Raw genomic sequence first — 12,185 nt, 5'->3', positions numbered from 1 at the left:
TCCTGGGGGTGTCGGACACACGTGGGTCACATGGTGCTGCAACAGAATTCGGAGGACTTCCTGATGATCGTAAAACCGACTCGATCCACCGATATGCGTGCGCTGCGCCCAGGCACTCGCCTCGGCACGGGGCAGTTGGCGGGGCTGGCGGTTCAGCTGACCGAGCGGGACCGGTGGCTATTGCGGATGCTGCACGAGCACCGGGTCCTCACGACGACCCAGGTCGCGAACCTCGGCTTCGACTCCGCACCGGTCGCGCGCCGCCGCATGCTCAAACTGCACCGCTACGGGGTCATCGACCGATTCCGGCCCCAACGCTCCGTCGGCAGCTTCCCCGACCACCACGTCCTGTCCCCCGCCGGAGTCGAAGTCCTCGCCGCTGAAATCGGGTGTGATCCGCGCGAGCTCGGCTACCGCCGCGACCGCACCGCCCGCATCGCCCTGAGCCTGGGCCTGGCCCACACCGTCGGAGTCAACGAATGGTTCACCAGCCTCACCGCCCCACCCCTGCGCCAACGCCCCGACGCCTCCCAGCTGCTGGCGTGGTGGTCCGAGACCCGATGCGCACAGCTATGGGGTGACCTCGTACGGCCCGACGGCTACGGCCGGTGGAGCCGGGACGGGACTCGGATCGATTTCCTGCTCGAGTTCGATCTCGCCACCATGGCGCTGAGCAAGGTCGCGGACAAACTCGCTGGCTATGGCGAGCTCGCTCGGCAAACCCGCATCCTCACCCCGGTGTTGCTGTGGGTGCCCACCTATCGGCGCGAAGTCCACGCCCGCCACGTCCTGGGGCAGATGTGGCGAAGCCTCGACGACCCTACTTCGGTACCGGTCGCGACCGCCGCCGCGGATCTGCTCGACCCCACCAGCGCTCATCCCAGCCCCGCCGACCGGGTCTGGCTGCCTCTGGACAACACCGCCAGCTCCGGCCGCCTCGAACTGCACCAGCTCGCCACCGCCTGGCCCAGAGTCACCGAATCATCGGCGATCACCGCCGAGCAGACGACACCACCAGCCCTGGGCGCCCGGGGCCTCCTCGAGGCTCCGCCGCCGACCCCACCGCACGGAGCCGGTGATCGGTGATGCTCACCAAAGCCCTTGGCGTGGGCGGTGTCTCGGTCCTGTTCACTGCGGTCGTGATCAGCGCGGTCACCGCCACCGTCATTGTCTTCGGTAACACCGCAACCACGCTCACGCCACAGCCCAGCAGCGGTAGCACCCCGAGTGCCGAGGCGGTTGCCGATATTCCCGCTGAGCGCCTTGTCCTCTATCAGCGCGCTGCCGCTGTGTGTCCCGGTCTTGACTGGGCGGTGCTGGCCGCGATCGGGAAAGTCGAAACCGACCACGCCCGCTCCACCCTGCCCGGTGTCTGGGCCGGGGAGAACTTCGCCGGTGCGGGTGGGTCGATGCAGTTTCTGGCACCCACCTTCGATGCCGTAGTGGCCCGCCACCCGATGCCGCCGGGTGGGGCGAGCCCGCCCTCGCGCTACAACGCCTCCGACGCCATCCACGCCGCGGCCTACTACCTGTGCGACTCCGGCGCACCCGCCGACATGCACGCCGCGATCTTCGCCTACAACCACTCCGAGTCCTATGTCACCCAAGTCCTCGACCAAGCCACCCGATACAAAGCCCAACCCCTGGTCCTCGATGGCGATTGCCGCGATATCCAGGCTCCCGACCCGGCTGCCTATACCGCGATTGCCTTCGCGTGCGCGCAATTGGGGCAACCGTATGTGTGGGGTGGTGATGGCCCCGCCGAGGGCGGCTGGGACTGCTCGGGGCTGACCAAGGCCGCCTACGCCGCCGCTGGAATCGGATTGCCCCGCACCGCAATCGAACAGTTCTACGCCGGAACACCGATCCCAGAAGACCAACTGCTGCCCGGTGATCTCGTCTATTACGGCACCGCCACCGACATTCACCACGTCGGCCTATTCCTGGGAGCCGGTCTCATGGTCAACGCCCCCACCTTCGATCAGCCCGTGCAAATCGAGCACTACCGGCACTCCGGAGACGACTACTTCGGCGCTACCCGCCCCACAAACCTTCCCGCATAAATACAGAACGTTCTCGCACTTTCTTCTCAGCGAAAGGTTAGAGATCGATGCGTAACAAGACGACAGTGAGCGCGTTACACGACTGCTCCTACACTCCGCCCGGCAGCAACAAGATGATCTTCCGATTGGACGAGGTCGAAATACCTCTCGCAATCACAGCGAAATGTAAACACACCGACACCCTCTGCCCGCATTGCGTCTCCGCCTGGCAGCGCGAACACCTATTCACCGAAACACTGCCCTGGAATCGGCCCCACGCCAAATAGGCACTGGAACCACAGGATTGCCCCCATACAGGGCCATTAGAAAACAAGATGGGTGTCTTGTTTGATGATCGCTTGACATTTCATCGGGTATCGAGCGTCCATATAGGTGGAACCCCACACAACCGGTAGCGCAACCGAGGGGCACCCGTCCCGGCCGGGATATGACAAACAGCCAACCAACACCCTTGGAGTAGTCATGTCCACCACCGAAACAACCCCGGTAAAAACCGATTCCGAAAAAGCCTTGTGGTCAGCACTGGAATCCAGCCCCGATCGCACCGCCGCCGAACTGGCCGACATCGCCGCAATCAGCGGTTCCACCGCGCGCAAAATCCTGGCCCGCTGGTCTGTCGACGGTCTCGTCAAACGCATCCACCGCAGCGATCCCCGCTCCGCCGACCGATGGAACATCTTCCTCGGCACCGATCCTGAACCCACCACAACAACAACCACGTCCGAACCCGATTACGACACGACCGCCGATGCGGACTCCGCGACCCCGGATACCGCCGCCGCTGACAGCGACGACTCCGCGACCACGACCTCGGAACCGGCCACGGTCGAGGAAACACCATCGCAGCCCACCGCAGAACCCACCACCGATACCGAAAGCGATGGGGCAGCGGTGGAATCGGAGAACGCCAGCACCGACAAACCGGAGAAGCTGGCACCAGGCGCGCTGCGCGGACAAGTCGAAGACCACCTGCGCGACCACCCGAACGACGAATTCAGCCCGCACCAAATCGGGAAAGAACTGGAACGTTCCAGCGGCGCGGTGCACAACGCCTTGGTCAAACTCACCGCGTCCGGTATCGCCACCCAAACCTCGGACACCCCGAAGAAATTCCGCCTCGCCCCAGCCTAGCTCGACGGCGCATGTGGCATCGGAGACAGCAGTCATCCGGTGCCACCATTCCGGCACACAACGCCACACATCCGAGACCCACGGAAGTGCGCGCCTGGCGAACCGATCGACCAAACAACCACGAAAGCAGGTGCATCGCAATGTTTCTGATGAAAGACACGAAATCACACGACCCTGACGGTGCGGTGAAAATCGGAGCCAAACTCAGCGGCAATGCCTACATTTCAGTGCAACAGCGTGACGATCGGCGCGAAATCGGGAAACTGTTGGTCAAACAACCGTCGGCCTGCAATCACGGCGTCACGATCTGCCGCGACTGCGCCTACAGCTGGGAATGGGACTACGTGGTGCACTACGACCGCACCAGTGCGGGCCGCGCTCTACGCACTGAAATCGGATCCACCACAACAGATTCCGAGAAAGTGACCTGACCGGAGTCGGAAGGGCGCGTTACCCAGCGTGCTATCGGAACACCGTCGCCCAACCCCATCAACAGAGAGATCTTTGTCATGCCTGAATTTGCGCATTCGATCTACGGACCCGACGCCGATAGCGTCGGCGCGGTGGCAGCGATACTCGCCGAGGCTGGATACATCGTAGGCGAACCCCTCCATATCGGCGCGACCTGCGAACGATTGGGCTGCCTAGGTGGCACCCGTCACCATCATTGGCTACTGCTCGCCTACGGGTCCCTCTTGAAAGCATTCGGCCCCGATGGCCACGACGACATCACCAGCGCGTGCGCTCTGCATAACGCCCAATACGGCGGAGGCATTTTCTTCGGCACACCTCCACCTATTTCCGGCGTCGAGTCCGACACGAAGGCCAGCGATGTATGAAATCCTCACCGCCCGCCTGGACGAGTCCTACACACATATGGAAACAGGTGTGCAAATACAGCAAGCCAGCCTTGTTCAATTCTGCGTGCTTCCGGCCGAGGAGTGCCTGCATCAAGGAGGCACCATCTGCGCGGACTGCGCGCCGGGCTGGCAGTACGACTACGACTTCGGTGACGAGTTCCCCTTCGACCGGATCGACTGCCGCCCAACCATTGTCGATCTGATCACGGCCGGGAAACTCGGGGTGGGCGACACACTGACCGGCGGTCCGGAGGCCAGCGCGTCGGCGATAGTCACCGCCGAGGGGTTGATGCTGGCCGACGGCCGGATTTATGCCAACCCCTCGGCCGCCGCGAACGCCGCCCAGACCGAGGCCGACGAATCGCCTCACGACGAGCACGCCGAAACCGAACCCGCCCGGTGGCCGCAGGTGTGGGATGTGCAGCAGCTCGCCTACCCCGCCAGCGCCGCCGCCGACACGGTGATCGTCATCGCGATCACCGCCCCGGATCGCCGCCACGCCATCGCACAAGCCATCACCTGGATCCAGGGACACACACGAGCGGGCGAGGACTGGAGCGCCCTCGCACTCGACCGTATCGGGCCCCGCCGCTGGACCGTAGCCCTGACCACGCCCGAGAACTCGGCCACCGGGCCTGCCCGCTGCACCCGTTAGCAATACACATCACAGGAGACTTCCGATGACCAACACCACCAGCCACTCCCCTAGCGATCAACTCCTCGCCGAGATGAGACAGATAGCCGAGCGTAGGAGCACAGCTGTGCTCGGACAGACGCTCGAATTCTTCGACCAGCACGAACCCGGCTTAGGAGCCAACGACCTCCTCGCTCGCGAGATCATCATCGACGTGCTGTGCCGACGCCACCACGAGATCGACGCGGCCTATCAGAGTTGGAAACGCGACGCCGATGCTGGAATCGTCGACAAGCTCGGTGACATCGTTGCCGCCGTAATCCGCAGCCTGGGCCCCCGCTACGTCTACCGATACAACAACGAGGCGGTATGCGGCACCCTCGCTGAATATGCCCTGGCCTGGCAGCAGACCGGCCCAACCCCGCAAGCATTGTCGCCGGAAGTGATCGCCGCCGGGAACGGCCAGTGCCTCACCGTGATGATCGACGAACTCGACGGCTACGACAACGGCGACACCAGTGGAATCGTGTACCGGTTCACCGCAGGCGAGGACGTGATCGAACACCGAATTCCCCACACCACCACCGCCGATGCTCTGGCGATCGCCGAGCCCGCCGACGACAGCGGCGAGGTATTGATCGCTCGCCTCGATGAGTCCTACACCGACTCCGGCACCGGCCAGCGGTTCCCGCACATCCGCGAAGTCCGATTCCGGGTCAACACCCCGAATCGATGCGATCACCGCGAAGGCTCGATCTGCGCCACCTGCGCACCGAGATGGCAACTCGACTACGACTTCGATATGACGCGGTTCCCATTCCCACTCACCCCCCGGGTAGGAATCGCCGAACTGATCAAGAACGGGACACTACGCCCGGGCCAGAAACTCGGAAATCCTGCCGCCGCCGCGACCATCACCCACGACGGGGGGTTGCTGCTGCCCGACGGCAGAATCTTCGACAACCCCACCGCCGCCCAAAACGCGCTCACCACGTCCCGACCGACACCCGAAACCACCTCCGGCGACGCTCTGCCCGACGTACCTCCGGACTGCTGGCACGTCGAACGGCTTCCCCACCACCCCGGCTGCGTCGATCGGGATCGAGTCGTTGCGGTGGCCATCGACGCCACCAGCGCCGCCGAAGCCGAACGACGGACCCTAGCCTGGGCCCGCCACCCTGACAGCGGGATCACCGAGCCCGTCGGCGACAACGCCGCCACTGCAGCCGACATCGGCCTGAACCGGTGGGCGGTTGTCCTGGACATCAGCGGAGGTCAGCAATGAGTCCTCGAACAGAGAGAGCTGCCGACGATATTCGGCAGTTCGGTCACAACTCCGAACAATCGGCGAAGGCCACACCGACTGCCCCGCAGCCGGTCTCACGTCCCGCCGCGCTGGCCGCAGCACTGCACACCGTGTTCTGCACCGCCGATGAGGCAGGGCCCGACAGCATCGGGCGATGGCTCGCCATCGCCGAGGAAGCGACACGGCTACTCACCACCCGCCCTCCCGGGAACATCTCGGCGATACCGATCTTCGCTATCTACGACAGCGAACGCACCGAGGCCATGCTCGACCCCCACACCACCGCTGTATACGTGATCTCAGGCCCCCTGACCGGCAGGCACTACCGAACACCGGTCGAGGCGGCGCACGTGGCTTTATACGCGAATCACGAGACCGTCTATCCATGAAAGCTGACACCACCCCGCAAGCCCCCCACCTTCGTATCCACGAATCTCGAGATCACTGCACGACTCGGCTACCAAGCCGGGAACGCGCTGGTCTGAGCCATATTTGGGTCGAGTGCGGCGGATGCCGTGCTCGGGTGGTGTCGAAATTCGCGGATACCGCAGGGCGTCCGGTCGGCCGCAAGTGGTCTCAGAATTCGCGGATAAGTGGTCCCAGAATTCGTACTTACAGCCACGCACGCGATCCTCGCCCACACCACCGGCACCGACTACACCGTGGACAGCCAGATGAGTTGGCGGCTGCACGGCGGGTTCGGCAACAACCCATCTCCCTTGACAGCTCTCGAGAGGTAAGCGCTCACCGATTCCCCCGGGCGTGCCCGGCTCGCCGAGCCGGGCATGTCCTCTGCCCGTTCCAGACAAATCCGCAGAAGAGCTTTCTGTGTGGTTGTTGAAAAACCGCCCGGAGAACGGGGTCGACGTGTGCAGGGACAACCAAACCCTGCATCGGACTCACTCCTGGAGGCATCGATGATCAACAGCCGCAACGGTTCACGCCGCGACGGCAGGCACCCTCGCCGCCGCAGTACCACAAAGCTGATCGCATGCGCGATAACATGTGCGGCGACAGCACTCTCTCTCAGCGCCGCCGCTGGCTACGCCCTAGCCGACCCCGGCGGGACAGCCGCGTGCCCGCGCTGGACGGCCGTGCTGGTGCCCGGCACCGGGGAAACCGGGCCTACCGCCGACCCGGGACGCCCGGCAGGACTGCTGTCCCCGATCGGTGACGGACTGGCTGCGCGCTTCGGCGCCGATATCGCCGTGCGCTACCTGCCCTACCCCGCAACACCGGTGCCGTACATGGCATCGAAAACCACTGGAGTGGAGGGGCTGCGAACTCTGCTCGGGGGGCTGTGCGAGTCGTCTCAGGTTGTACTCGCCGGCTACAGCCAAGGTGCCGACGCCGCCGGCGAGGTCGCCTCGCAGATCGGCCGCGGCGCCGGACCGATCCCCGCGGACCGTGTCCTTGCGGTGGGACTGCTCTCCGACCCCCACCGTGACCCAGCCACTGCGCAACTCGGCGGCGATACCGCCGGTGAGGGCATCGGCGGTCTCCGCGAGGACTTCGGTCAACTCAGCACACGGGTCAGAACCGTGTGCGCGCAAGGTGATCTGTATTGCTCGACCTCCGAGCAGACCTCACCGGTGCTCGCGGCGATGGGACGAGCGTTCACTGGCAACGGCACTCTGATCGCGCAAAGCTCTACCGCTGCTATGGGCTCTGTGGGGACTTCGGGGCTGGAACCGGCCTCGGTGGTACGCCAAGTCGCGATCGTGGCAGGCGGGTTGACCGGTGTCGCCGCCAACATCCCCGCCATCCTCGACGGGCTCACCCAGCTACCGAATGCCCTCGCCGCCGCGGACCTGCCCCGAGCACACCAGATCGTCGGCGAGCTCAACAACGCCTTCAACCCGCTCGTGCGCATGGCCTCCCAGGTCGATCTGCACATGGTGGCGCAAGCACTGTCGATGGCCGCCCCCTTGGACTCCTCGGGCACCACAGCAGCCGCCGCCCAAATCGTCGACATCCTCGCCCGAGTCGATATTACTCGCGTGGCCACCGACCTCGGAACAGGACAGGAAATCGCCTGGCGTGCAACGCAAAAGGCCACTGCCGGAGACTGGCTCGGCAGCGGGCTCGACCTCGTCGGCCTCGTCCCGATCGCCGCGGACCTCGCCGCAACAACGGCACAAGCCCTCACCGGGCAAGGAGCCGGTCAACTCACGAGCCTGGCCTCGAACATGACCACCCCCACCGACCCGGCCACCGCTGACCCATTGGCAGAACTAGCCCGCCAGGGCGGCGAGGCCGCCACGTTCTACGGCTCCGGTGTACACCAGAGCGGCTACACCGACGGCGTACGCGAAGTCCTGGGCTACCTCATCGACAGCATCGAGCGCGCTCGTTAGGAAACTACGCGCGGCCGTCGTCCGATGCTCCGGTCTGCTGATGCTCGGCAGGTAGCCAGTCAGGTCGTCCTGTCCGCTCGCGGTCTGCTTGGCCACGAATATCCCGGTACCGCAACGAATCCACTGCAAACGGGGCCTCAGGATAGGGGCCTGAGTGACGGTGACAGCGGTACCGGTCACTATTCGCGCGTGTTTGCGTCGGCTCAGGGCGATCAGACCAAGGCCCACGTCAAGGCCGCAGGCGAGAAGGTCAAGCACACTTTTCGCAAGGACTGATAGTCCGGTCGCTGTCGTCGAGCGGGTGACGCCCTACCGGGCGTCACCCGCTCGTCCGCGTGTGGGGTCGGCACTGATCACCGAAGATGGGCCCGCCGTCGTAGGCCAGCAGCAGCGCCGCCAGATCCTTACCGTTGCAGCAGGCCAGCAACGCTGCGATATTCGGGCTGCGGACATTCGGCAGGAGAATTCTGGATGAGGGCACACCTACTCGGCGGGCATGGTGTCGTGGTCGGGAGCCTCGGCTTCGGCGAGCAGTCCGACGCTGCTGATCAGGTCGTGGAATTCACCGAGATCGGCCAGTGCGTGCTCAAGGCAGTTGGCCAGCGAGTCGTTGGGCACGACGGAAGGTGGTCTTCCGCCCACGAGATCGTCGATCACCGTCGCGACTTGTCCGGCGAGCTCGCGAGCGTGAGACAGCGCCTCCTGCTGCTTACGTTCGAGCACCGTTCGGGCGGTGACCCGCTGGACGGAAACCAAGTCCGCCATCTGTTCGGCGAAGGCGAGCTCGTCACCACCGACCCGCCGCAGAAACCACGGTGGGATAGCCACAGCATGCGGGTTGCCCGGCTGCTCGACCAGGCACATGGCGACACCGTCTTCGGAATATAAGAACACCACGTGCCCACCGACAGACCCGTCCTGGAAGTGAGTCACCTTGTCACCGACCGCAATCGGACACGGGGCACCGAACCGATTCGGCAGAGGGTCGGCCTTCACCGACGCGGGGCGGGTGTGCTCGGTCATGGTATTACCTCCGTAGGGATAGGCCGGGGCCGCGCCCCGGAATGATGGGTCGTGCGGTATCAGGCAGTGCGAACATCTTTAGCTGCGGCACAGCCGCTTTCGTGCACAATGGTGGCGGTCAGTCACGCCCTTACCCCGACGTGCTGGTCGGCGGGGTGGCTACGTCGCGTGGCGTGTTTTCCTTTGCCTGCGAGCGGTATTCGACGTAGCTGCCCGGCTGGGCTGTGGCGGGGTGGTGAGGATTCGGTGGGCATCATCTTCGGTTAAAAGGGCGAACTCGATGACAAGGTCGCGGTATTCGGAGTACTCGTTGATTTTGTGTTGGAGCTCTTTGATCTTGCGGCTCCATTCCATGATGGCCACGCGCGGTTCGCCGTCGGCGACCGCGCGGGCAAAGGATGCGAACTCCTCGGTCATACGGCCGAAGAGCTTGTCAGCACTGCGGTGCCGCTTCCGCAGGGTGCAGGTCGCCCTCCGGCATTGCGTTGCGACCAGGGTGTTCATCTGGCCGGTGAATGTCTTGAATTCGGGCTTCGGGTCGACCGGGGTCACCCGCCATGGCGGCACCAGCACCCTGCGCTGGTCGTCCCCGGCGACCTCACACACTGCGATCCCGTCGATACTGATCACGCGCAGGATGTACCCGTGTCCTGAATGTTCGGCGTGATCGTAGGTGACCTCCTCGCCGCTGCGCACCGGGCACGGCGCACCGAACATCCGCGCGGTTTCGTCCTCGGGCGGGTCGATGTTTTCCGGCACGGCCGGGGGGCGTTGGCGTCGGTAGGTGCGGCGCTCGTCGGTGGTCATGAACGCGAACGGGTAGACCCGCCGCGCCGCCCGCCTGGTGTCCCAGAGTGCGATCGGGTACCGCGCTGGCACATCACACCACCACGAATCATCGGTGAACCCGATGTCGCGACAGTAGTTGCCGATATCCAGCACATGGCGTACGTGCTTGCCATGGTCGAGTCGCAATCCGGCTACGAGCGCACGCGCGGCCCACGGTGCCGCAGAACCGCTCGCGGTGGTGGGAGGTTCGTTCGTGTGGTTCATCACTGACTCCTAACTGTTCGGCCCAGCGCTAGGTGCGGGTGGTGGCGGTGTATTCAGGCGGTGCGTACGGCTTGGGTTGCGGCGCGGCCGATTTCGTGTGCGGTAGTGGCGGGGTCGGTCACGGTGTGCACGATCGCGCCGGTCAATGGCTTGGCCCGGTCGTGGGGTGCCAGCCATAGCACCGCGCACCCGCTCGCGCGCAACCGGTTGATCCGTTTCTGCGCCTTCGCGCGAGGGTCGTCACGGAATTCCCCGTCGGAGATGATCACCAGCAGCCGGGTGTTCTCCGGGCGCGACAGCCCGAGCGCGCCGTCGAGGGCGTCGATGGCCTTGTCGATGGCTTCCCAGCAATCACCGGAGCGGAACTCGCTCACGTGGGCGGGTGCTAGCCCGGGATAGGTGACCGGCCCTACTTTCTGCCCGAATGTGACTGTGGCGGTGGCTGTTCCGGCGGGTAGCGTCGCCAAGCGGGCACCGTTGGCGATGATCCATGCGGCCGAGGCGACCGGTGCGGCGTAGGAGCTCATCGACCCGGAAATATCGCAGGCGATACCGACCCGCAAGGGCGGTACGGGGACCGGTTTACGGACAACGCGCGTGAACGGCTCAGCGGTGGGGATCGCCCCCGCCGCGCGTTGGGCGTCGCGGGCCAGTGCGCCGCGCATCCGCAACCGTCCGGGTGGCAGTGCCGAGGTGGTCTTGATGGCGGTGCGTTCACGCCCGCTCGCCGTGGTCAGTGCGCGAGCTAAAATCCGTGCGGCGCGGCGTTCGTCGTCGCTGGGTGCGCGGGTGGTGTGCACGGCGCTCGTCACCCCTGTTCGGGTGCCGAACACCGTGGCGGCGACGGACGCGGTGGCAGCGGCACGCCGTGCCTCGGCGCGTGCTGTGGCTTCCGCTATTTCAGCGGGGTCGGGTTCGACGACGTGCGCGGCGACCGCGCGGGCCACATTGGCGACCGCAGCGGCAACCGCTGTCGACAACTCCGAACCCGGTTCGGGTTCGGCGTGCGGATCGGGGCCGACGATGTCGAGCCAACGGCGAGCCAGCTCGAGCATGGCGGTGGCGTCGTCATCGTCGGTGGTGTGGGCTTCACACCAGATCGCGCGCAGTTGAGCCAACTTGTCCGCCCCCAGGACCGACTCGATCGCGGCGGCGGCGGGTGCGCATTCTGCGGGTTCGAGGATGCCCGCGTCCACCCTGCCCAGCAGCAGCGCGGCATTGTGGGCGGCGGCGTAGTCGTTCATCGCCAACGCAGCGGCACCGGCGGGTCCACCGTTATCGCTGAGAACGAACTCGGTGGCGCTGGCGCGCAACCAGTGCCGGTCATCGGGGCGGCGGCGGATGTGCGCGCCCTCGATGCGGGACTCTTCCAGCAGCATCGCGACTTCGACCACGGCCGGATCGGCGACCATGGGCGGTTCCCACACCGAATGCTGGGCGTGGGCGCATTCGTGGGTCAGTGCACCCCAGGTGGGGGCGTAGCGAGTGCGATCGCTGTTGCGGTGGGGTTTGGCGGTGGCCGGGTCGATACCCAAATGGTTTCCGTCGAGTTCGATCGCGGCATGGCCGGGAAAGAACACCGCCGGGTGCCCATGTGCCGCGCCGGGGGCGATCGTCACGATCAGATCATCACGGTCAGCGATGGGCTCGACTTCAGCGGTCAGCGCGGCCGAGAGCATGTCCCAGCCATGTGCGGTCGGTGCCGGTGCGGGGGTGGTGGCGGGATCGGCGATCACATGGGGAGCCATGGCGGGTGTC

13 protein-coding genes are annotated in these 12,185 nt (G+C 65.4%); 9 read left to right on the top strand and 4 right to left on the bottom strand.

Annotation, left to right across the window (positions count from 1 at the left end; translation table 11 throughout):
• Nucleotides 1-63 precede the first annotated feature (63 nt).
• From OG203_RS31030 to OG203_RS30990, 9 genes are all read left to right on the top strand, one after another.
• Nucleotides 64-1,086 (top strand): replication-relaxation family protein, encoded by a 1,023-nt coding sequence (locus OG203_RS31030; RefSeq protein WP_405160774.1) that lies wholly within the window; start codon nt 64-66, stop codon nt 1,084-1,086.
• Entirely contained in the window at nt 1,086-2,063 is a 978-nt protein-coding gene (locus OG203_RS31025; protein ID WP_405168062.1) for an NlpC/P60 family protein, read from the top strand. The genes OG203_RS31030 and OG203_RS31025 overlap by 1 nt, the downstream gene beginning before the upstream one ends.
• Nucleotides 2,064-2,525: 462 nt before the next feature.
• Nucleotides 2,526-3,194, top strand: coding sequence for a hypothetical protein (locus OG203_RS31020; protein ID WP_405160773.1), 669 nt, complete (start codon nt 2,526-2,528; stop codon nt 3,192-3,194).
• A gap of 149 nt (nt 3,195-3,343) precedes the next feature.
• Nucleotides 3,344-3,625, top strand: a complete 282-nt coding sequence (locus OG203_RS31015) for a hypothetical protein (protein ID WP_405160772.1) — start codon at nt 3,344-3,346, stop codon at nt 3,623-3,625.
• Between the two features lie 78 nt (nt 3,626-3,703).
• Complete coding sequence (locus OG203_RS31010; protein WP_405160771.1) at nt 3,704-4,033, top strand: hypothetical protein; 330 nt, start codon at nt 3,704-3,706, stop codon at nt 4,031-4,033.
• Nucleotides 4,026-4,709 (top strand): hypothetical protein, encoded by a 684-nt coding sequence (locus OG203_RS31005; protein WP_405160770.1) that lies wholly within the window; start codon nt 4,026-4,028, stop codon nt 4,707-4,709. The genes OG203_RS31010 and OG203_RS31005 overlap by 8 nt, the downstream gene beginning before the upstream one ends.
• 106 nt (nt 4,710-4,815) lie before the next feature.
• Nucleotides 4,816-5,973 carry a hypothetical protein gene (locus tag OG203_RS31000; RefSeq protein ID WP_405160769.1) on the top strand — a complete coding sequence of 386 codons (1,158 nt, stop codon included), beginning with the start codon at nt 4,816-4,818 and terminating at the stop codon, nt 5,971-5,973.
• The gene (locus tag OG203_RS30995; RefSeq protein ID WP_405160768.1) at nt 5,970-6,383 is read left to right on the top strand and encodes a hypothetical protein; all 414 of its coding nucleotides are present in this window, start codon (nt 5,970-5,972) and stop codon (nt 6,381-6,383) included. Before OG203_RS31000 ends, OG203_RS30995 begins: the two co-directional genes overlap by 4 nt.
• 528 nt (nt 6,384-6,911) lie before the next feature.
• Nucleotides 6,912-8,351, top strand: a complete 1,440-nt coding sequence (locus tag OG203_RS30990; RefSeq protein ID WP_405160767.1) for a cutinase family protein — start codon at nt 6,912-6,914, stop codon at nt 8,349-8,351.
• 319 nt (nt 8,352-8,670) lie between these two features.
• Here OG203_RS30990 and OG203_RS30985 read toward each other — a convergent pair whose 3' ends face one another.
• The 4 genes from OG203_RS30985 to OG203_RS30970 all read right to left on the bottom strand — a co-directional run bounded on the left by OG203_RS30985 (nt 8,671) and on the right by OG203_RS30970 (nt 12,175).
• On the bottom strand, nt 8,671-8,832 hold the full coding sequence (locus OG203_RS30985; RefSeq protein ID WP_405160766.1) for a hypothetical protein: 162 nt from the start codon (nt 8,830-8,832) through the stop codon (nt 8,671-8,673).
• Nucleotides 8,833-8,834: 2 nt separating this feature from the next.
• Complete coding sequence (locus tag OG203_RS30980; protein WP_405160765.1) at nt 8,835-9,374, bottom strand: hypothetical protein; 540 nt, start codon at nt 9,372-9,374, stop codon at nt 8,835-8,837.
• A gap of 159 nt (nt 9,375-9,533) precedes the next feature.
• Nucleotides 9,534-10,181 carry a hypothetical protein gene (locus OG203_RS30975; protein ID WP_405160764.1) on the bottom strand — a complete coding sequence of 216 codons (648 nt, stop codon included), beginning with the start codon at nt 10,179-10,181 and terminating at the stop codon, nt 9,534-9,536.
• Between the two features lie 299 nt (nt 10,182-10,480).
• Nucleotides 10,481-12,175 (bottom strand): vWA domain-containing protein, encoded by a 1,695-nt coding sequence (locus tag OG203_RS30970; RefSeq protein ID WP_405160763.1) that lies wholly within the window; start codon nt 12,173-12,175, stop codon nt 10,481-10,483.
• Nucleotides 12,176-12,185: the final 10 nt, after the last annotated feature.

Source organism: Nocardia sp. NBC_01499 (genome assembly GCF_045040275.1).
Taxonomy (GTDB): Bacteria; Actinomycetota; Actinomycetes; order Mycobacteriales; family Mycobacteriaceae; genus Nocardia.
This window is presented reverse-complemented; position numbering and strand designations above follow the sequence as displayed.